We start from the raw sequence: 20,035 nt of genomic DNA on the forward strand, positions 1-20,035 counted from the left end.
ATCGGCGCGTGCTCTAGCGCACCCGCAGCACCTTGCCGGGATTCATGAGCCCGTGCGGGTCAACCGCCACCTTCACGGCGCGCATCAAATCCAGCTCCACGGCGGACTTGTAATGCTCGGCCTCCGCGACGCGCAATTGGCCGAGGCCGTGCTCCGCGCTGATGGAACCGCCGAAATCCGCCACCACGTCATGGACGATGCGGTTGATCTCGCCGGCCCGCGCCCGGCGCTGCTCCTCGGTCCAGTCGGCCGGCATCACCGGATTGTAGTGGAGATTGCCGTCGCCCACATGGCCGAAGGTGAAGGGCAGGATGCCGGGAAAGCGTGCGTCCAGCGCCGCATCGGCCCGTTCGACGAAGGCGGGGATGGCGGAGACGGGCACGCTGATGTCGTGCTTCACGCCCTTGCCGGCATGGGCCTGCGCTTCCGCCTGCGCCTCGCGCAGCGCCCAGAGATTGCGCCGCTGTGCGCCGGAGGCGGCGATGACGGCATCAAGCACCAGCCCATCCTCCAGCCCCTGCCCCAGCAGCGCCTCCAGGCCTGCATTGAGGCTGTCGCCCCCCTCCTGCGCGCTGGCCTCCACCAGCAGCACCCACGGGTGCGCCTCGGCGAAGGGCGCGACGAGGCCCGGCAGGGCGGCGATGGCATGGGTAAGGCTCGGCGTGCGCATCAGCTCGAAGGCGGAGAGGCTGTCCCCCAGCCGCGCTTTCGCGCGTCCCAGCAACGCGATGGCCGCTGCCGGATCCGGAATGGCGGCCATCGCGGTGGCCGTGGTGCGCGGGCGGGGAAACAGGCGCAGCACCGCCGCGGTGATGATCCCGAGCGTGCCCTCCGAGCCGATGAAGAGCTGCTTCAGGTCGTAGCCCGCATTGTCTTTGCGAAGGCCGCGCAGGCCGTCCCAGATGCGCCCGTCCGGCAGAACCACCTCCAGCCCGAGGGCGAGGGCGCGCATGTTGCCATAGCGCAGAACCTGCGTGCCGCCGGCATTGGTGGCGAGGTTGCCGCCGATGCGGCAGGAGCCTTCCGAGGCGAGAGTGAGCGGGAACAGGCGGTCCACCCGCTCCGCCTCGGCCTGCACCTCGGCCAGCGTCACGCCGGCTTCGACCGTGACGGTGTCGTTTGCCACGTCCACCGCCCGCACCTTGCGCATGCGGTCGACGCTCAGGATCACGGCCGTGCCCGAGCCATCCGGCTGGGCACCGCCGGCAAGGCCGGTATTGCCGGCCTGCGGCACGATGGGGATGCGCGCCGCGGCGCAGAGCCGCACCACGTCGGCCACTGCCTGCGTGGAGGCCGGGCGCAGCACGAGGGCCGCAGCGCCGTGGAAGGTCGCGCCGAAAGAGGTGCAGAAGGGCTCGGTATCCGCCGGGCTTTCCAGCACTCCCGCCGGACCCACCGCCTGACGGAGGCGGTCGAGGACGGCGGCGTCGGGGCGGACCGTCACGGCCGGAACGCGAAGGCGGCCGCGTGCCGCCGCTCCACGCCCTTGAGCGCGGCGAGGTCGCGCACGCCGAGCTGGCCCATGGCCACCTGCACTTCCTCGGTGAGCATCTCCGCCACATAGTCTGCGCCGCCGTCGCCGATGCCGGCGAGACCGATGAGGAAGGCGCGGCCGCAGAAGGTGCTGGTCGCCCCCAGAGCCAGCGCGCGGGCCACATCGAGGCCGGAGCGGATGCCGCTGTCGTAGAGGACGGTGGCGCGACTTCCGACCGCCTCCGCGATGGCGGGCAAGACGTCGATGGCCGCCGGTGCCGCATCGAGCTGGCGGCCGCCATGATTGGAAACGAGGATGCCGTCCACGCCGATGGAAATCGCCATCTCCGCATCGGCCGGATGCAGGATGCCCTTCATCACCAGCGCGCGCGGCCAGGCATCCCGCAGGCGCTTCACCGCCTCCCACGAAAACGTGCCCTTGATCTCGCTCTGCACGAAACCGGCGGTCTTGGGCAGCGTCGCGGGCGCTTCCACATAAGGCGCCATGTTGGCGAACTGCGGCGTGCCGGCCTTCGCCAGCGCCAGCGCCCACGGCCAGGCGAGCGCCACGTCGCGCACGGTGCGGGCCGTGGTGCGGAAGGGCACGACGAGACCGTTGTTGAGATCGCGCGGGCGCTTGGAACGCACGGGGGCATCCAGCGTCGCGACGAGGGCGCGGGCCCCGGCCGCGTCGGCCCGGCGCACCAGATCGAGCGTCACGAGATGGTCGCGCCCCGGCAGGCCGTAAAGCTGGAACCAGGTGCAGTCGCCGGCGAGCGCCGCCACCTCCTCGATGGAGGCGCTGGCGAGGGTGCCGACCACGTAGGGAATGCGTGCCTTCGCCGCCGCCTTGGCGAGGAGCTGCGTGGCGCCGGGCCAGACCAGCCCGTCCACGCCCACCGGCGAGATGCCGATGGGCGCGCTGTAGCGGGTGCCGAAGAGATCGACGCCGCAATCCACCGGACCGGGTGCGCCATAGCGCGGCACCAGCTTCACGGCATCCAACGCCGCGCGGTTCTCGGCGATGCCCACATCAGCGCCGGTGCCGCCTTCCAGGAAGTCGTACGCGAAGCGGGGAATGCGGCGGCGGGCGGCACGGTCCAGATAGTCCAGGGTCGGCATCCGCTGCTTCAGCCGCGCGGCGGCGCTGGTGCCGGAACCGGCGCCCCAGGCGGCCGCAGGCGGCGAAGATGCGGCTGCCGGCGCGGCAGTCGGTGGGACGGTCCCGGCGCTCACGCCACGTTCTCTTGCCACGTTTGCCATGGCGTTTCCTCGTCTTGTCTCGTTAGAGCTGTGGTAGAGCGCGGGCGCTCATCACTGCAAATAATTATGGATTATTGAAGCAATCAGCCTGACTGATCTTGCCCCGTCCCCGCCGCCGCACGGGCGGCACCGGCGCCGCAGCGCGCACGAAGGTGGCGGCTGAGGTGGCGGCATCCACCAGATCCTGCCGGATCACCTCCACCACCGCATGGGCGGCCGCCGAGATGGCCCGGCGCGGATGATGCACCACGGCGATGGAGCGGGTGAGCGGGGTGGCGAACCGATGCCCGCGCACCCGTCCCGCCGCCAGCACCTGATGCAGGGCGATGGTGGGCAGCACGGTGGCGAGGTCCGTGGTTGCCACCACCTCGCAGATGGCGGAGAGGGTGTCGATCTCGATGCGCGGCTTCAGCTCGATCCCCGCTTCGGCTGCCTGCGCCTCGAGGATGGCGCGCAGGCCGTGGCGCTTGGAGGGCAGCACCAGATCCAGCCCGCCGAGATCGGCAAAGCCGAGGCTGTCCGGCACGGTGAGGGGTGCATCGGTGCGCGCGGCGAACACCATCTCCTCGTCAAGGATGTGCTGGGAGGCGAGGCCCCTCTTCTGCCGCGGGACGTTGATGATGGCGAGGTCGAGCTGACCCGTCGTCACCCAATCCATCATGGTCTCGGTGTAGCCCTCGCAGGCAGAGAATTCCACGTCCGGGTAACGCGCGGCGACGGTGGCGGAGGAGTTGGCCAGCGTGCTCTGCGCCACCGAGGTGATGAGCCCCACCACCACGCGGCCCGACACCCGCCCGTCGAGCCGCGCCATCTCCTGCATGGCGTGCTCCACGTCCCGCACGATCGGCGAGATGAGCCGCGCCAGCGCCTCCCCCGCCGGGGTGGTGGAGACACCATGCGCGGTGCGGTCGAACAGCTTCTTGCCGAACTCGGCTTCGAGCTTCGCGATCTGCATGCTGAGCGCCGGCTGCACGATGTTGAGCTGGCGGGCCGCGCGGGTGACGTTGCCGGTCTCCGCGAGGCACAGGAAATACTGCATCTGCCTGAGGTCCATCGCCGATTGTCCTTCGCGGCCACGCCTGAAATCAGCGCTAATGATAGCGCCGATAATCATTCATTATTTGCAGTGATTACGACCTTTGTCTATGACTCCATAACCGGCTCATGGAGCCGTCGCCCAGAAGGTCGAAGCGGCCCGTGGCGGGGAGGGATCGTCGGCAAGGACGGGCGCATGGCGCCCGAATGATGCGTCTTGCCTTTCTCCACATCTCCCGTCCGGCCCGGCCACACGTGCGGCAGCGCGGAGGAGATGCCATGCAGGATCACAAGCGTCTCATCGTCGGCATCTCCGGCGCCTCCGGCGTGATCTATGGCGTGCGGATGCTGGAGCTTCTGCGCGCCGCCGGCATCGAGACGCATCTCGTCATGTCGCGCACCGCCGAGATCACGCTGGCCCACGAGACCGACCGCAAGGTGGCGGACGTGAAGGCCCTCGCCAGCGTCTGCCATTCCAACGACGACATGGCCGCCGCCATCTCCTCCGGCTCGTTCCGCACCATGGGCATGGTGGTGGCGCCCTGCTCCATGCGCTCCATGTCGGAGATCGCGTCCGGCGTCACCTCCAGCCTGCTCAGCCGCGCCGCCGATGTGGTGCTGAAGGAGCGCCGCCGCCTGGTGCTGATGGCGCGCGAGACGCCGCTGCACACCGGCCATCTGCGCACCATGACTCAGGTGTCCGAGATGGGCGCCATCATCTCCCCGCCCATGCCGGCCTTCTATTCCCGCCCCGCCAGTCTCGAAGAGATGATCGACCATACGGTCGGGCGGGTGCTCGACCTGTTCGACATCGAGGTGGGCGCGGTGCGCCGCTGGGGCGAGGAGAGTGGCCCCCGCCGCCGCAAGACGCCGCTGCGCCAGATCTCGCCCGCCAGCTGACCCCCGAATTTCCCGACCAGCGGAACCTGAGACCCATGTTGGACCCCCGCCCCCGCCCCGCCGCGCAGACGCCCCCGGACCTGCGCACCTGGCTCGCCGACCTCGCCGCGCATGGCCGTCTGGCGGTCGCGCGGGAAAACCTGCCGCTGGCCGACAATCTCGCCGCCGTGGCCAAGCGCACCGAGCGTGACAAGGCCGTGCTGTTCCCCCATCCCGTGGGCGTGGACGGCAAGGCGCACGACATGCCTGTCGTGGTGAACCTCTTCACCCAGCGCGCATGGGTGGCCGCGAGCCTCGGCGTCACCGAGGCCCAGTTGCTACCCCACTTCCTCGCCGCCGCCGCAAAGCCCACGCCGTGCGTGGAGGTCACCTCCGCCCCGGTGCAGGAGGTGGTGCATCCACAGGTCGATCTCCTCGCCCAGCTTCCCATTCCCTCGCACAACGAGCTGGACAGCGGACCCTACATCACCGCCGGCCTGCTGATCGCACGCAACCCCGTCACCGGGGTGCAGAACGTCTCCATCCACCGTTGCCAGATCAGCGGGCCGAACCGCATCGGCGTCCTGCTGCTGCCGCGCCATACGCTCGCCTATTACCGCATGGCGGAAGAGGCGGGCGAGGCGCTGGAGATCGCCATCGTCATCGGCGCCCACCCGGCGCTGCTCCTCGCCTCGCAGGCCATCTGCGCGCTGGACGAGGACGAGATGGAGATCGCCGGCTCGCTCCTCGGCCGCCCGGTCGAGGTGGTGAAGTGCAAGACCAATTCGGTGCGCGTGCCGGCCGCCGCCGAGATCGTGGTGGAAGGCCGCATCCTGCCCAAGGTGCGCGAGCCGGAGGGCCCATTCGGCGAGTTCCCGCAGTATTACGGCCCGCGCGCCGCACGCGAGGTGATCGAGGTGGATGCGGTGACCCATCGCCGCCATCCCATCTATCACACCATCGTCGGCGGCTCGTTCGAGCATCTGGTGCTCGGCGGCGTGCCGCGCGAGGCGACGCTGCTGCAGCACCTCAAGCGCTCCTTCCCGAACGTGCTGGACGTGCGCCTCACCCGCGGCGGCACTTGCCGCTATCACCTCGTCGTCAAGATCGACAAGCAGCGCGAGGGCGAGGCCAAGAACATCATTCTGTGCGCCTTCGGCGGTCATTACGACGTGAAGCAGGTGGTCGTCGTGGACAAGGACGTGGACATCTCCAGCGCCGAAGAGATCGAGTGGGCGGTGGCGACCCGCTTCCAGGCCGATCGCGACATGGTGGTCGTTTCCGGCGCGCTCGGCTCCAAGCTCGACCCCTCGACCGAAGAGGGCGGCATAAGCGCCAAGCTCGGGCTCGATGCCACCGCGCCGCTCTCCGACGATCCCCTCGCCTTCCGGCGCATCCGCGTGAAGGGCGAGGAGAGCGTGGACCTTGCCGACGCGCTGGTGAAGGACCCCAACGCCGCCTTCGCCCGCATCGTCGCTCAGGTCTCCTGATCCCAAAGCAGCGCGGACCCGTCCGCGAACCAACACAAAAAGCCGGGCGCCCTACGCACCGGCCGCCAGTCCGGGAGGATTTCGATGTTCAAGACGACGACCCGCCGCCTCTTCTGCGCCGGAGCCTTTGCCGTCGCCTTCGCCGCGGCCGGTGGCGCGCAGGCCGCCGACAAGGTGAAGGTCGGCATCAACAATGTGGTGTCGGACGTGGTGTTCCACCTCGGCGTGGAGCGCGGCATCTTCGCCCAGGAAGGCCTCGACGTGGAGCTGATCGCCTTCGATTCCGGACCGAAGATGGTCGCCCCGCTGGGCTCGGGCCAGATCGACGTGGGCGCCGGCGCCTCTTCCGCTGGGCTCTACAATGCGGCCGCGCGCGGCATCAACATCAAGGTGGTGGCGGACAAGGGCTCCACCCCGGTCCATTACGACTACATGCCCCTCATGGTCCGCAAGGAGCTGGTGGACTCTGGCAAGGTGAAGACCATCGCCGATCTCAAGGGCATGCGCGTTGGGTCCGTCGGCCCGGGTGCGGCGACCAATGCCAAGATGGCGCATCTCCTCGCCAAGGCGGGCCTCACCTACAAGGACGTGAACCACAACTACATCGGCTATCCGCAGCAGATCGCCGCCTTCACCACCGGCGCCATCGATGCCGCGATCACCACCGAGCCTTCGGTGACCCAGGCGGTGAACAACGGCGTCGCCGTGCGCTTCGTGGTGGACGGCTATCCGAACCAGCAGGTGGCCGTCCTGCTCTACGGCGGCGACTTCATCGCCAAGCGCCGCGACGTCGCCCAGCGCTTCATGAACGCCTATGTGAAGGCGGCCCGCATCTTCAACGATGCCACCGCGGGCGGAAAGTTCGACGGCAAGGGTGCCGACGAGGTCGTCAAGACCATCATGCGCACCACCGGCCTGAAGGATGCCGAGCTGTTCAAGACCATGATCCCCAACGGCATCGACCCCGATGGCAAGGTCGATACGGCGAGCATGGAAGAAGACCTCAAGTTCTTCACCGAGAATGGCTACATCGAGCGCCCGGCCAAGGTCTCCGACGTGGTGGACACCTCGTTCGCCGAGAACACCCTGAAGGCGCTCGGCCCCTACAAGGCCGCCCAGAACTGATGCGCGACTGACGCGCGCGCGGCGCCCGTGCGGCGCCGCCCCATCCGGAATCCGGAGGAAGACTTCATGGCCGTCGTGAGCATGTTGAACGTGAAGCCGAGCCCTGCAGAAGCCGCGCCGCCGGTGCAGATTTCCATGCGCGGCGTGCGCAAATACTTCGGGTCGTCCGGCTTCGTGGCGGTGGACGGCATCGACCTCGACATTCCGCAGGGCCAGTTCTTCGTCATCGTCGGCCCCTCGGGCTGCGGCAAGACCACTCTCCTGCGTATGCTCGCGGGGCTCGAGAGCGTCAGCGAAGGCACCATGAAGCTCAACCGGACGGACCCGAGCCGGCCGGAGAATTCCATGATCTTCCAGGGCGACAGCCTGTTCCCCTGGATGACGGTCTACGACAATGCCGCCTATGGCCTCAGGATGCGCGGCGTCGCCGAGAAGGACGTGGCGGAGAGCGTGAAGCTGTGGCTGGAGCGCATCGGCCTCTACCGTTTCCGCGACCGCTATCCCAACCAGTTGTCCGGCGGCATGCGCCAGCGCGTCTCCATCGTGCGCGCCTTCGCCAACGATCCGGAAATCCTGCTCATGGACGAGCCCTTCTCGGCGCTCGACGAGCAGAACAAGATGCTGCTGCATGAAGAATTGCTGCGCATCTGGGAAGCCACCAAGAAGACTGTTGTCTTCATCACCCATTCGGTGGACGAGGCGGTGACGCTGGGCGACCGCATCATGATCATGACCGCCAATCCGGGGCGCGAGAAGGCCATCATCGACGTGCCCTTCGCCCGCCCCCGGAACGTGCTGGAGCTGCGCCACGATCCCGCCTACGGCGATCTGGTGTTCCACATCTGGGAGCAGCTGCGCGACGAGGTGCAGCGCGCCCGCATGAATGCCGAGGGAGGCAAGTGATGGCAAAAAGGTCCGGCCTCGTCGGCGAACGCTTCATCGGGCTTCTCACGCCCCTCGTCCTGCTCGGCCTGTGGGAGGCGGCGGCGCGCATGGGGCTCATCGATGCCCGCTTCTTCCCGCCGCCCTCCAGCATCGTCCACACCTTCGGCGCGCTGGTTGCTTCCGGAGAATTATGGACGAACCTCCTCGCCAGCCTGCGCCGCCTCTTCCTCGGCATGTTGCTCGGCGGCGTGCCAGCGCTGTTCCTCGGCCTCGCTATGGGCATCTCGAAGCCGCTGCGCGCGGCCATCGATCCGCTCATCTCGGCCACCTACCCGATCCCGAAAAGCGCCATCCTGCCGCTCGTGCTGCTCATCTTCGGCCTCGGCGAGATGTCCAAGGTGGTGATGGTGGCGCTGGGCGCCTTCTATCCCATCCTGATCAATACGGTGATGGGCGTCGCCAACATCGACAAGATCTATCTGGACGTGGGCCACAACTACCGCGCCAGCCGCTGGCAGGTGTTCCGCACCATCGCGCTGCCGGGGGCGCTGCCCTCCATCATGGCCGGGGTGAAGCTCGCCATGGGCATGGGCCTCATCCTCATCGCCATCTCGGAGATGGTCGCCGCCTCGGACGGCATTGGCTACATGATCTGGAACGCCTGGCAGGTGCTGACGGTTGACACCATGTATGTGGGGCTGTTGGTTATTGCCCTGCTCGGCTTCGTCTTCTCCGTCATCCTCGACGAGATCGAGCGGATGCTGATCCCCTGGAAGGCGAAAGCTTAAGCATAGAAAGAGGCCGGATGTCGAACGCACTCCGGATCGCGCATGGAGCCTTCGGGCGGGTCGCCCTTCTGGATATGGACCGCCCGCTGGTGCGCCACGCGCATCCGCACTGCCATGTGCTCCTCAAGGTCGAGGGCGCGGACACGCAATTCGCGGTCGGTGAAGGGCTCGTTCCCCTCACCGACCGTTCGTGCGTTCTGGTGAACGGCTGGGAGCCCCATGCCTATGTGCATGATCCGAGCCGGCCGAAGACCATCATCCTCGCCCTCTATATCGAGCCGGACTGGCTGAAGACCTTCCGCCCCGGCTGGGTGGCCTCGGGCGGCGCCGGCTTCTTCGAGCAGCCTGGCGGTGAGGTCTCGCCGCGCATCCACCGCCTGACCCACGACCTCGCCGCCGCCATGATGGCCGAACCGGACGCGAAGGCCGTCCACGAGGCGCTGCTGGCGGATCTGATGATCGCGGTGGTGGAGCGCTTCACCCCTTGGCGCAGCTTCTCCATCCGCGCGCTGGACGGCCAGCGCCGCATGGACTGGCGCATCCGCCGGGTGGTGGACGGGATGCGCGCCAACCTCGCCGAAGAGGTGGACACGTCTACGCTGGCCAGGGAAGCGGGGCTCTCCCGCGCCCACTTCTTCCGCCTGTTCGAGGCTTCCACCAACGTGCCGCCGCGCATCTATCTCAACGTGATGCGGGTGGAGGCGGCGGTGGCCGCCGTGACCGCCGAGGACGACAGCTTCACCGATATCGGCGAGCGCCTCGGCTTTGCCGCCCCCTCCCATTTCACCCGCTTCTTCCGCGATCATACCGGCGTGACGCCCAGCGAATTCCGCGCCATCTCCCGCATCGCAATGTGAGGCGCGCCCGCGCCAAAGGCTGATGCGGCATAAGGGCTTTCGAGGCCTCGGCGCCCTGCCTTTCCCACCGCACCGCACAACGCCGAATGAGACTCCTCGGTAAAAGCTGAGACGGCTCGGCATGGCCCGCGCCGCCCTGTCCCGGCACCTTCCCGCCAACCAAAGCCGCCGCACCTGCGGGGCAAAAAGGGAAGCGCCGGGATGCTGGATACGCCGCACGACAAGGCGGGAGAGTGGGTCGGCCGCGCCATCGAGCGCGTGGAGGATGCCGCCCTTCTCACCGGCGGCGGCCGCTATCTGGACGATCTGGGCGTGAAGCCCGGCACGCTCCACATGGCGATCCTGCGGGCGCCCCACGCCCATGCGGACATCGCCTCCATCGACACCAGCGCCGCCAAGGCGCTGCCCGGCGTCGCCGCCGTGCTCACCGGGGCCGACGTGGCGGGGCTCACCAACTCCCTCGTGGTGGGGGTGAAGGCGCCGGTGGAATGCTGGCCCATGGCGGTGGACCGCGTGCGCTTCGTCGGCGAGCCGGTGGCCCTCGTGGTCGCGCAGGATCGCTACGTGGCGGAGGACGCCCTCGACCTCATCGAGGTCGCCTACGAGATGCGCCCGGCCGTGGTGGACCCGCTCGTCGCCATGGAAGACGGCGCGCCGCTGTTGCACGACGGCTTTCCGCACAACATCGCCTCCGACCGCAGCTTCCGCTATGGCGACCCTGAAGCCGCCTTCGCGAAGGCCGCGCACCGCATCGCCATCTCGGTGCGCTACCCCCGCAATTCCTGCACGCCCATCGAAACCTATGGGCTGGTCGCTGAATACGACCCGCACGAGGATGCCTATGACGTCCTCGCCAATTTCCAGGGCCCCTTCTCCATCCATGCGGTGATCTCGCGGGCGCTGAAGGTGCCGGGCAATCGCCTGCGCCTGCGCACGCCGCGCGACAGCGGCGGATCCTTCGGCATCAAGCAGGGCATCTTCCCCTACATCGTGCTGGGGGCCGTGGCGGCGCGGGTGTCCGGCCGGCCGGTGAAGTGGATCGAGGACCGCCTCGAACACCTCATGGCCTCCGTCTCCGCCACCAACCGCGCCACGACCCTCACCGCCGCGGTGACGGCGGACGGGCGCATCACGGCGCTCGATTACGATCAGGTGGAGGATTGCGGCGCGCACCTTCGCGCGCCCGAGCCGGCGACGCTCTACCGGATGCACGGAAACCTCACCGGCGCCTACGACATCGCGAACCTCACCGTCCGCAACCGCGTCGTGGTGACCAACAAGTGCCCCACCGGCCTCAACCGCGGCTTCGGCGGCCCGCAGGTCTATCTCGCCCTCGAACGGCTGGTGCAGCGCATCGCCGTGGAGCTGGGGCTGGACCCACTGGAGGTGATCCGCCGCAATCTCGTGCCGGCGGATGCCTTCCCCTATCGCACCGCCTCCGGCGCGCTGCTGGATTCCGGCGACTACCAGAAGACGCTGGAGCTGGGCCTTCAGGCCGGCCATCTCGAAGAGCTTCTGGCCCGGCGGGACAAGGCCCGCGCGGAGGGCCGCATCTACGGCATCGGCTATGCCGCCGTGGTGGAGCCCTCGGTCTCCAACATGGGCTATATCGCGACCTTCCTCACGCCCGCCGAGCGGCACAAGGCAGGGCCGAAGAACGGCGCGCAAGCCACCGCCACCATCGCCATCGATCCGGTGGGCTCTGTCACCGTCCACGTCGCCTCCGTCCCGCAAGGCCAGGGCCACCGCACCGTGCTCTCGCAGGTGGTCGCGGATGTGCTCGGCCTGAAGCCGTCCGACATCCGCGTGAATGCGGAGATGGACACGGCGAAGGATGCCTGGTCCATCGCCTCCGGCAATTATGCGAGCCGCTTCGCTGCCGCCGTGGCGGGCGCCGCGAAGATGGCGGCCGACCGCATCGCGGAACGCCTCGCCCGCGTCGCGGCCGCCCAATTGAACGTGCCTGCGGAGGACGTGATGTTCGCCGGCGGCAAGATCGCCGCCCGCTCAAATCCCGCCAATGCGGTGCCCTTCTCCCGCGTCGCCGCGCTCTCCCACTGGTCGCCGGCGCAACTGCCGGAAGGGGTGGCGCCCACCATCCGCGAGACGGTGTTCTGGACGCCGCCGGAACTCACCGCGGCGGACGCGGGCGACCACATCAATTCCTCCCTCTGCCATGGCTTCATCTTCGATTATTGCGGCATCGAGATCGACCGCGACACGGGCGCCATCCGCATCGACCGCTACGTGACCGCGCATGACTGCGGCACCATCCTCCACCCCGGCATGGTGGACGGGCAGATCCGCGGCGGCTTCGCCCATGCGCTCGGCGCCTCCCTGCTGGAAGAGTACGCCTATGGCGAGGACGGCAGCTTCCTGACCGGCACCTTCGCCGACTATCTCGTGCCGACCGCCATGGAGGTGCCCGAGCCGGTCATCGTCCATATGGAGACCCCCTCCCCCTTCACGCCGCTTGGCGCCAAGGGCGTGGGCGAAGGCAATTGCATGTCCACCCCCGCCTGCCTCGCCAATGCAGTGGCGGATGCGCTGGGCATCACGGACGTGCGCCTGCCGCTGGTGCCCTCCGCCGTGGCTGCCCTGATCCATGGCGCGGAGCCGCCGGCTCCGGCGGGTGCCCGCGCCATGGCGGCTCCGGCCCCCTCCGGCAAGGGCGAGCGGCTCATGCGCGGGGACGGCAAGGCTCATGTCTCCGCAACGCCGGAAGCGGTGTGGGCCATGCTGCTCGACCCGGACACGCTCGCCGCCATCATCCCCGGCGCCCACGACGTGCGGAAAGTCTCGGACACCAGATTCACCGCCGACGTGACGCTGGGCATCGGCCCGGTGAAGGGCCGCTACAAGGCGCAGGTTGCGCTCTCCGACCTCGATCCGCCGAACGCCGTAACTCTCTCCGGCAAGGTGGACGGAAACCTCGGCTTCGGCGGCGGCTCCGGCCGCATCAGCCTCACGCCGGACGGCGCGGGCGGGACGGAGCTTTCGTACACCTACGAGGCCTTCGTGGGCGGCAAGGTGGCGAGCGTCGGTGGACGCCTGCTGGATGGCGCGGCCAAGGTCATCATCGGCCAGTTCTTCGCGGCGCTGGCCCGCAAGGCGGGCGGCGGTGCGGCGCCGGACGGCGGCCTCGTCGCCCGGCTCCTCGCCCGGCTCTCCTCCTTCCTCGGGAGGGACGCGCGATGAAGCCCGCGGCCTTCGATTACGTCCGCGCCGAGAGCGTGGAGGAAGCCCTCGCCGTGCTGCGCGAGGAGGGCTCGGACGCCCGCATCCTCGCCGGCGGCATGTCCTTCATGGCCATGCTCAACATGCGCCTCGCCCGGCCCAAGGTGCTGGTGGACATCATGCGCGTCACCCCCCTCGCGCGGATGGACGAGGAGAAGGGCGCGCTGAAGATCGGCGCCGGCGTGCGGCAGGCGCGGTTGCTGGCCTCCGATGGGCTGGCCCATGCCGCGCCGCTCATCGTCAAGGCGCTGCCCTTCACCGGCCACGCCCAGACCCGCAGCCGCGGCACCGTCTGCGGCTCCATCGCCCATGCGGACCCGAGCGCGGAGCTGCCGCTCTGCCTCGTGACGCTGAAGGGCCATGTGCATCTGAGGAACGCCAAAGCCGCGCGCAAAGTGGCGGCGGAGGACTTCTTCACCGGCATGATGGCTACCGCCAAGGCCGACGACGAGATGATCGAGGCCGTCTCTTTCCCCGCCCCAAGGGGCGAGGGCACGGCCTTCCGCGAAATCGCCCGCCGCCATGGGGATTTCGCCATCGTCGCCTGCGCCGCGCTGGTGTCGGACACGGGCATCCGCCTCGGCGTGGGTGGCGTCGCCGACATGCCGGTGGCACGGGATTTCCCGCTGCTCGACGGCTCGGCGCTCGAGGATGCGCTGAACGCCTTCGCGTGGGAACTGGATGCCCGCGACGACGTGCACGCCAGCGCCCGCTATCGCCGCGAGTTGGTGCGCCGCATCGGCCGTTCCACCATCGAGGAGGCCAGACAATGCCGCGCCTGAGCGCCAAGGCGCGCCATACCGTGCGCTTCACCCTCAACGGCCGCCCCGTGTCGGGGCAGGCCGCCCCGCGCTCCCTGCTCTCGGATTTCCTGCGCCACGAGATCGGCGCCACCGGCACACACGTCGGCTGCGAGCATGGCGTGTGCGGGGCCTGCACCGTGGACGTGGATGGCATGCTCACCCGGGCCTGCATGACGCTCGCGGTGCAAGTCGAGGGCTGCGCCATCCGCACCGTGGAGGGCCTCGCCCCCGCACCGGATCGCCTCTCGGTGCTGCAGGCCGCTTTCCGCCGCCATCACGCCCTGCAATGCGGCTTCTGCACCGCCGGCATCCTCATGTCGCTCGACGTGTTCCTGAAGGCGGAGCCCGACCCGAGCGAGGAAGCCGTGCGCGATCTCCTCTCCGGCCATCTGTGCCGCTGCACCGGCTACACGCCCATCGTCCGCGCCGCGCTGGAAGCGGCGGCGGAACTGCGAAAAGTCCAGGGGGAACCCGCCCATGCTTGACCTCGGCACCAGCTTCCTCGCCAGCGTGGCGCGCGATCCGGGAGCCATCGCCATCGTGGACGGCGACCTGCGCCTCACCTATCGCGCGTGGCTCGGCAAGATCGGCGCCGTGGTCGCCGCCTTCGACCGGCTGGGACTGAAACCCGGCGACCATCTGGTGAGCGTGCTGCAGAACCGATTCGAGGCGGCGACCCTGCACTGGGCCTGCCAGTTCGCCGGCATCGTCATCACCCCCATCAATTGGCGCAGCAAGGCCGACGAGATCGATTTCGCGCTGGAGAATGCCGAAGCCAAGGCCCTGGTGTTCGAGGCGGTTTCCGCCGAAGCGGTGCAGGGCGCGGCACGCACCGCCGGCCTCCTCACCATCGCGGTGGGTGTCGCGGCTGAGGGCGCCGTGCCCTTCGCCGAGCTTCTGGCCGAGGCGGCACCCGACCCGCTGCCGCGGGCGGGGGCGGATGCCTGGTCCATCATGCTCTACACCTCGGGCACCACCTCCCGCCCCAAGGGCGTGCCGCGCCGCCACCGGGCAGAGCGGGCGGCGGGCATCGCCCATGTGGCGCAGAACCTCTATCGGCGGGGCGAGGTGACGCTGGGCGTGATGCCGCTCTACCACACCATGGGGGTGCGCTCGCTCATTGCCATGTCGGTCATCGGCGGCACCTTCGTCTGCCTGCCACGCTACGACACCAAGAGCGCGCTGGCGCTGATCGAACGGGAGCGCGTCACCAACCTCTATCTGGTGCCGACCCTCTACCACGACCTCGTGCATGATCTCGCCTTCGCCTCGACCGACGTGTCGAGCGTGCGCAAGCTCGGCTTCGCCGGCGCCTCCATGACCGACGGGCTGCTGAAGAAGCTGGATGCGGAGTTCAGGCCCGAGCTGTTCGTGAACCATTACGGCTCCTCGGAAATCTACACCTTCACCATCGACCAGAAGGCCATCCTGAAGCCTGGCTCGGCTGGCCGCGCGGGCATCAACCAGATGGTGCGCGTGGTGCGCCTCGGCGCCACCTCGGCCGAGGAGATCGCCGCCGAGGGTGAGGAAGGCGAGATCATCGCGCTGCTGGCGGGGGACGAATCCTTCGAGGGCTACTGGCGGCGCCCCGAAGCGGACGCGAAGTCCCTGCGCGACGGCTGGTACTTCACCGGCGACACCGGCTTTCTCGACCAGGACGGCGACCTCTTCGTCACCGGCCGGGTGGACGACATGATCATCACGGGCGGCGAGAACGTCTCCCCGGTTGAGATCGAGAGCTGCCTCTCGCTTCACCCCGCCGTCTCGGAAGTGGCCGTGGTGGGCCTGCCCGACGAGAAGTGGGGCAAGATCGTCGTCGCCTTCGTCAAGCGCGCCGCGCCGGTGGAGGCGGGCGAGCTGGATGCCTGGTGCCGCACCTCGGGCCTCGCCAATTTCAAGCGCCCACGCCGCTTCGTCTTCGTGGCCGACATTCCGAAATCACCGGTGGGCAAGCTTTTGCGCCGCCAGCTCGTGGCCGGCGAATACGTGGCCGAGGCGGACGCCGCCCATTCCGCCGCCTGATCTCTTCTTACCAATCGCAGATCATCCAAAAGGAAGTCCAAAATGGCTGTTGCCTACACCTTCTCCGACCCCCGCCTCGCCAAGCTCGACGGGTTCGGCGTCGAGATCGACGAAGCCAAACAGCGCGCCGACATCATCCTGAACCGTCCGCCCTTCAACATCGTCTCCATGCCGGAGCGCGACCAGCTGCGCCTCGTGTTCGAGACGCTGGACGAGGACGATCGCGTGCGCGTCATCGTGGTGCGCGCGGTGGGCGAGCATTTCTCCTCCGGCGGCAACATCAAGGGCTTCATGGAGGCCTCGCCGGAGACCGTCTCCAAGCTCGCCTGGAACATCGCGGCCCCGTTCCGCGCCTCCAAGCCCGTCATCGCCGCCAACCGCGGCTTCTGCTTCGGCGTTGGCTTCGAGCTGTCGCTCGCCTGCGACTTCCGCATCGTGACCGACACCACCCAATATGCCCTGCCCGAGCAGAAGCTCGGCCAGATCCCCGGCTCCGGCGGCTCCGCACGCCTGCAGATGATGGTGGGCATCACCCGCACCAAGGACATCGTGATGCGCTCCAAGCGCATCAGCGCCCAGCAGGCCCTCGACTGGGGCATCGCCACCGAGAAGGTCGCCGACGCGGACCTGGAAAAGGCCACCGACGCCCTCGTGGACGAACTCGTCGCCTTCTCGCCCATGGCCCAGCGCACGGCGAAGAAGCTGCTCAACGATACCGAGGATTCCCCGCTCTCCATCGCCATCGAGCTGGAAGGCCACTGCTACAGCCGCCTGCGGCAGTCGCACGACTTCAAGGAAGGCGTCGAGGCCTTCCACGAAAAGCGCAAGCCCGAATTCAAGGGCTTCTGAGCACGAAACTGCCCCTCAGGGCCGGGAGGAAACAACAATGTCTGCTCAAGACGCAACTGCCCCCACCGCCATCGCGGTGGGGAGCCGCCAGCGCAACAGCGCGATCATCGCGTCGGTGCTCGGCTGGTCGCTCGATCTGTTCGACCTGTTCATCCTGCTCTATGTGGCCCCGGTGGTGGGGCAGCTGTTCTTCCCCTCCACCCATCCCACCTGGTCGCTGGCGGCGGTCTATGCCTCGTTCGCGGTGACGCTGCTGATGCGGCCCATCGGCTCGGCCCTGTTCGGCCATTATGCGGATGTCCACGGCCGCAAGGGCGCCATGCTGGTGGCCATCACCGGCGTCGGCCTCTCCACCGCCGCCTTCGGCCTGCTGCCGACCATCCATCAGGTGGGCGCCATCGCGCCGGTCATCTTCCTGCTACTGCGGCTGGTGCAGGGCGTGTTCGTGGGGGGCGTGGTGGCCTCCACCCACACCATCGGCACGGAATCGGTGCCGCCGAACTGGCGCGGCTTCATGTCCGGCCTCGTCGGCGGCGGCGGCGCGGGCATCGGTGCGCTCCTCGCCTCCATCGTCTTCCTCGTCACCTCAACCCTGTTCCCGGGCGATGCCTTCGCCGAGACCGGCTGGCGGGTGATGTTCTTCTCCGGCCTGCTCTCGTCCTTCCTTGGCTGGTTCATCTTCCGGAACCTTGAGGAATCCCCGTACTGGAAGGAGATGCAGAAGCAGAAGGCGGCGAAGAAGGCGCAGGGCGTCGTTGCCCAGACGCCGCTCAAGGCGCTGTTCGCGGGCGGCTACCGCAACGTGCTGCTGGTGAACCTGCTCATCACCATCGGCGGCGGCGCGGGCTACTACCTCACCTCCGGCTACATGCCGACCTTCCTGAAGCTCATCAACCAGCTGCCGAACCAGACCTCGTCCTACATCCTGATGGCCTGCTCGGTGTCGGCCCTCATCTCGGCGGTGCTGGTGGGTGCGCTCAGCGATATCATCGGCCGCAAGAAGACCTTCCTGCTGGTGGGCATGGCCGCCATCATCCTCCTGCCGACCTTCTATCTCGGCATGGCGAAGGCGACCGATCTTTCCACCATCGTGCTCTATGCGCTGGGTATCGCCTTCATGGGCAATGCGGGCTACGCGCCGGTGCTGATCTTCCTCAACGAGCGCTTTCCCACCGCCATGCGCGCCTCGGGAACGGGCCTGTCGTGGAACATCGGCTTCGCCATCGGCGGCATGATGCCCACCTTCGTCTCGCTGGCGAGCCCGACGCCCGCGGACCTGCCGCTGTCGCTCTCCTTCTTCGCCGGCGGCGTGTTCGTGCTCTACCTCATCGGCACGCTCATCATCCCGGAAACCAAGGGCAATTTTCGGTAGAGCACGCGCCGATCTGATTGCACCGCAATCAGATCGGGTCACGCGTTCTCTTCTTAGAGTTAGAGGGCGATTCACCGATCAAGTTGATTCAACTTGATCGGATCGCGCTCTAGGCTGGGCAACCCTCAAACGCGCGGGTCGCGCCGAAAAGGCGCGGCCTCGCACCCCGGCAGGACCGGGCAAGACCACACACGGGCAGGACCATGGCGAACACGAAGACCTTGCGCTCCGGCGGCGAAATCCTGGTGGACGCGCTGAAGATTCATGGCGTCGAACGCGTTTTCTGCGTGCCCGGCGAGAGCTTCCTCGCCGCCATCGACGCGCTCGGCGGAGCCGACCGGGCGATCCAGACCATCGTCACCCGCCACGAGGCCGGCGCCGCCAACATGGCGGAGGCCTATGGCAAGCTCACCGCGAAGCCCGGCATCTGCTTCGTCACGCGCGGACCGGGCGCCAGCCACGCCGCCATCGGCGTCCACACCGCCGCGCAGGATTCCACGCCGATGATCCTGTTCATCGGCCAGGTGGGCTCGCACATGCGCCAGCGCGAGGCGTGGCAGGAGGTGGACTATCCCGCCATGTTCGGCGGCATGGCCAAGTGGGTGGTGGAGATCGACCGCCCCGAGCGCATCCCGGAACTCGTCTCCCGCGCCTTCCACGTGGCGACCTCCGGCCGCCCAGGCCCGGTGGTGGTGGCGCTGCCGGAGGACGTTCTCGCCGACGAATGCGAGACGGCGGATGCCGAAGCCTACCGCCGCGTCGCCGCCCATCCGGGCGCGGAGGACATGGCGCGACTTGCGGCAATGATCGGGGAGAGCGCGCGGCCCCTCGTTCTGGTGGGGGGCGGCGGCTGGACCAAGACCGCCTGCCGGGACTTCGCGCATTTCGTGGAGGCGTTCGACCTGCCGGTGGCAGCCGGCTTCCGGCGGCAGGACATCCTCGACAACACCCACCCCAACTATATCGGCCACGCCGGCCTCGGCCCGAGCAAGGCGCTCGTCGCCCGCATCCGCAACGCCGACCTCATCATTGCCGTGGGCGGACGGCTCGGCGAGACGACCACCAACGGCTACACCCTGTTCAACGTGCCGCGCCCGGCGCAGCGCTTCGTGCATGTGCATGCCGACCCGAACGAGCTCGGCCGGGTCTATCAGGCGGACCTGCCCATCAATGCGGGAATGCCGGAGTTCGCCGCCGCTGCCGCTGCCTTGAAACCCAAGGGTCCCGCCGGCTGGCGCTCCCGCATGCCGTGGAGCGACGAGGTGCGGTCCGCTCGCGCCGCCTTTGAGGCAGACCAGACCCCCGGCACCATGCCCGGCCCGCTCGATCTCGGCGCAGTCATGATGCATCTGCGCGACGTGCTGCCGAAGAATGCCATCCTCACCAACGGCGCCGGCAACTACGCCATCTGGGTCCACAAGTTCCATCGCTACGGCGGCTTCCGCACCCAGCTCGCGCCCACTTCCGGCGCCATGGGCTACGGCCTGCCGGCGGCCATCTCGGCCAAGCTCCATGAACCGGCGCGCGAGGTGATCTGCTTCGCCGGCGACGGCTGCTTCCTCATGAGCGGGCAGGAGTTGGCCACCGCCTGCCAGTACGGGGCGGGGGTCGTCGTGCTGGTCGTCAACAACAACATGTACGGCTCCATCCGCGCCCATCAGGAGCGCGAATATCCCGGCCGCGTGTACGCCACGACGCTGGAAAATCCCGACTTTCCGGCGCTCGCCCGCGCCTATGGCGCATTCGGCGAGAAGGTAGAGGAGACGGCAGCCTTCGCCGACGCCTTTGCCCGCGCCCGCGCCTTCGCCGCCGAGCACCGCAAGCCGGCGCTGCTCGAACTCGTCATCGACCCCGAGGCCATCACCCCCTCGACCACGCTGACCGCCCTGCGCGAGGCGGCGCTGAAGGCAGGACACGGCTGACCTGCACGGCTGAAGACAAACGCCGTCACGGACGG

Annotated in this window: 16 protein-coding genes; 13 read left to right on the forward strand and 3 right to left on the reverse strand. The window is 68.5% G+C overall.

The window, feature by feature from the left end:
- Positions 1–13: 13 nt before the first annotated feature.
- From ACT54R_RS08670 to ACT54R_RS08680, 3 genes are all read right to left on the reverse strand, one after another.
- The gene (locus tag ACT54R_RS08670) at positions 14–1,444 is read right to left on the reverse strand and encodes an FAD-binding oxidoreductase (RefSeq protein WP_476325399.1); all 1,431 of its coding nucleotides are present in this window, start codon (positions 1,442–1,444) and stop codon (positions 14–16) included.
- On the reverse strand, positions 1,441–2,709 hold the full coding sequence (locus ACT54R_RS08675) for an alpha-hydroxy acid oxidase (protein ID WP_476325401.1): 1,269 nt from the start codon (positions 2,707–2,709) through the stop codon (positions 1,441–1,443). Before ACT54R_RS08675 ends, ACT54R_RS08670 begins: the two co-directional genes overlap by 4 nt.
- Positions 2,710–2,800: 91 nt before the next feature.
- Positions 2,801–3,790, reverse strand: coding sequence for a LysR family transcriptional regulator (locus ACT54R_RS08680; protein WP_476325403.1), 990 nt, complete (start codon positions 3,788–3,790; stop codon positions 2,801–2,803).
- Positions 3,791–4,050: 260 nt separating this feature from the next.
- On the opposite strand from ACT54R_RS08680, the gene ACT54R_RS08685 reads away from it, so the two are divergent.
- The 13 genes from ACT54R_RS08685 (at position 4,051) to ACT54R_RS08745 (ending at position 20,000) form a co-directional block, all read left to right on the forward strand.
- On the forward strand, positions 4,051–4,671 hold the full coding sequence (locus ACT54R_RS08685) for a UbiX family flavin prenyltransferase (RefSeq protein WP_476325405.1): 621 nt from the start codon (positions 4,051–4,053) through the stop codon (positions 4,669–4,671).
- Between the two features lie 35 nt (positions 4,672–4,706).
- Positions 4,707–6,140 (forward strand): UbiD family decarboxylase, encoded by a 1,434-nt coding sequence (locus ACT54R_RS08690; RefSeq protein WP_476325407.1) that lies wholly within the window; start codon positions 4,707–4,709, stop codon positions 6,138–6,140.
- An 84-nt stretch (positions 6,141–6,224) separates the two neighbouring features.
- Positions 6,225–7,265 (forward strand): ABC transporter substrate-binding protein, encoded by a 1,041-nt coding sequence (locus tag ACT54R_RS08695; protein WP_476325409.1) that lies wholly within the window; start codon positions 6,225–6,227, stop codon positions 7,263–7,265.
- Between the two features lie 66 nt (positions 7,266–7,331).
- Positions 7,332–8,168: an ABC transporter ATP-binding protein gene (locus ACT54R_RS08700; protein ID WP_168462207.1), complete on the forward strand. Its 837-nt coding sequence runs from the start codon at positions 7,332–7,334 to the stop codon at positions 8,166–8,168.
- Positions 8,168–8,938 carry an ABC transporter permease gene (locus ACT54R_RS08705; protein ID WP_168462206.1) on the forward strand — a complete coding sequence of 257 codons (771 nt, stop codon included), beginning with the start codon at positions 8,168–8,170 and terminating at the stop codon, positions 8,936–8,938. Before ACT54R_RS08700 ends, ACT54R_RS08705 begins: the two co-directional genes overlap by 1 nt.
- Before the next feature lie 17 nt (positions 8,939–8,955).
- Positions 8,956–9,795 carry a helix-turn-helix domain-containing protein gene (locus ACT54R_RS08710; protein WP_168462205.1) on the forward strand — a complete coding sequence of 280 codons (840 nt, stop codon included), beginning with the start codon at positions 8,956–8,958 and terminating at the stop codon, positions 9,793–9,795.
- A gap of 201 nt (positions 9,796–9,996) precedes the next feature.
- Complete coding sequence (locus tag ACT54R_RS08715; RefSeq protein ID WP_476325412.1) at positions 9,997–12,993, forward strand: xanthine dehydrogenase family protein molybdopterin-binding subunit; 2,997 nt, start codon at positions 9,997–9,999, stop codon at positions 12,991–12,993.
- The gene (locus tag ACT54R_RS08720) at positions 12,990–13,814 is read left to right on the forward strand and encodes an FAD binding domain-containing protein (RefSeq protein ID WP_476325414.1); all 825 of its coding nucleotides are present in this window, start codon (positions 12,990–12,992) and stop codon (positions 13,812–13,814) included. Before ACT54R_RS08715 ends, ACT54R_RS08720 begins: the two co-directional genes overlap by 4 nt.
- A complete protein-coding gene (locus ACT54R_RS08725; protein WP_476325416.1) occupies positions 13,802–14,320 on the forward strand; it encodes a (2Fe-2S)-binding protein in 519 nt (172 codons plus the stop codon). Before ACT54R_RS08720 ends, ACT54R_RS08725 begins: the two co-directional genes overlap by 13 nt.
- Positions 14,313–15,857 carry an AMP-binding protein gene (locus ACT54R_RS08730; protein ID WP_476325418.1) on the forward strand — a complete coding sequence of 515 codons (1,545 nt, stop codon included), beginning with the start codon at positions 14,313–14,315 and terminating at the stop codon, positions 15,855–15,857. Before ACT54R_RS08725 ends, ACT54R_RS08730 begins: the two co-directional genes overlap by 8 nt.
- A gap of 42 nt (positions 15,858–15,899) precedes the next feature.
- Positions 15,900–16,706, forward strand: coding sequence for an enoyl-CoA hydratase/isomerase family protein (locus tag ACT54R_RS08735; RefSeq protein ID WP_476325420.1), 807 nt, complete (start codon positions 15,900–15,902; stop codon positions 16,704–16,706).
- Between the two features lie 37 nt (positions 16,707–16,743).
- Positions 16,744–18,078 (forward strand): MFS transporter, encoded by a 1,335-nt coding sequence (locus ACT54R_RS08740; RefSeq protein ID WP_476325422.1) that lies wholly within the window; start codon positions 16,744–16,746, stop codon positions 18,076–18,078.
- Positions 18,079–18,281: 203 nt separating this feature from the next.
- Entirely contained in the window at positions 18,282–20,000 is a 1,719-nt protein-coding gene (locus ACT54R_RS08745; protein ID WP_476325424.1) for a thiamine pyrophosphate-binding protein, read from the forward strand.
- Positions 20,001–20,035: the final 35 nt, after the last annotated feature.

The organism is Xanthobacter sp. DMC47, assembly GCF_056313845.1.

What these genes read in the sequence shown, in the direction of transcription:
- ACT54R_RS08680 (WP_476325403.1), bottom strand. Translation starts at nt 3,790, where the DNA reads ATGGACCTCAGGCAGATGCAGTATTTCCTGTGCCTCGCGGAGACCGGC.
- ACT54R_RS08685 (WP_476325405.1), top strand. Translation starts at nt 4,051, where the DNA reads ATGCAGGATCACAAGCGTCTCATCGTCGGCATCTCCGGCGCCTCCGGC.
- ACT54R_RS08690 (WP_476325407.1), top strand. Translation starts at nt 4,707, where the DNA reads ATGTTGGACCCCCGCCCCCGCCCCGCCGCGCAGACGCCCCCGGACCTG.
- ACT54R_RS08695 (WP_476325409.1), top strand. Translation starts at nt 6,225, where the DNA reads ATGTTCAAGACGACGACCCGCCGCCTCTTCTGCGCCGGAGCCTTTGCC.
- ACT54R_RS08700 (WP_168462207.1), top strand. Translation starts at nt 7,332, where the DNA reads ATGGCCGTCGTGAGCATGTTGAACGTGAAGCCGAGCCCTGCAGAAGCC.
- ACT54R_RS08705 (WP_168462206.1), top strand. Translation starts at nt 8,168, where the DNA reads ATGGCAAAAAGGTCCGGCCTCGTCGGCGAACGCTTCATCGGGCTTCTC.
- ACT54R_RS08710 (WP_168462205.1), top strand. Translation starts at nt 8,956, where the DNA reads ATGTCGAACGCACTCCGGATCGCGCATGGAGCCTTCGGGCGGGTCGCC.
- ACT54R_RS08715 (WP_476325412.1), top strand. Translation starts at nt 9,997, where the DNA reads ATGCTGGATACGCCGCACGACAAGGCGGGAGAGTGGGTCGGCCGCGCC.
- ACT54R_RS08720 (WP_476325414.1), top strand. Translation starts at nt 12,990, where the DNA reads ATGAAGCCCGCGGCCTTCGATTACGTCCGCGCCGAGAGCGTGGAGGAA.
- ACT54R_RS08725 (WP_476325416.1), top strand. Translation starts at nt 13,802, where the DNA reads ATGCCGCGCCTGAGCGCCAAGGCGCGCCATACCGTGCGCTTCACCCTC.
- ACT54R_RS08730 (WP_476325418.1), top strand. Translation starts at nt 14,313, where the DNA reads ATGCTTGACCTCGGCACCAGCTTCCTCGCCAGCGTGGCGCGCGATCCG.
- ACT54R_RS08735 (WP_476325420.1), top strand. Translation starts at nt 15,900, where the DNA reads ATGGCTGTTGCCTACACCTTCTCCGACCCCCGCCTCGCCAAGCTCGAC.
- ACT54R_RS08740 (WP_476325422.1), top strand. Translation starts at nt 16,744, where the DNA reads ATGTCTGCTCAAGACGCAACTGCCCCCACCGCCATCGCGGTGGGGAGC.
- ACT54R_RS08745 (WP_476325424.1), top strand. Translation starts at nt 18,282, where the DNA reads ATGGCGAACACGAAGACCTTGCGCTCCGGCGGCGAAATCCTGGTGGAC.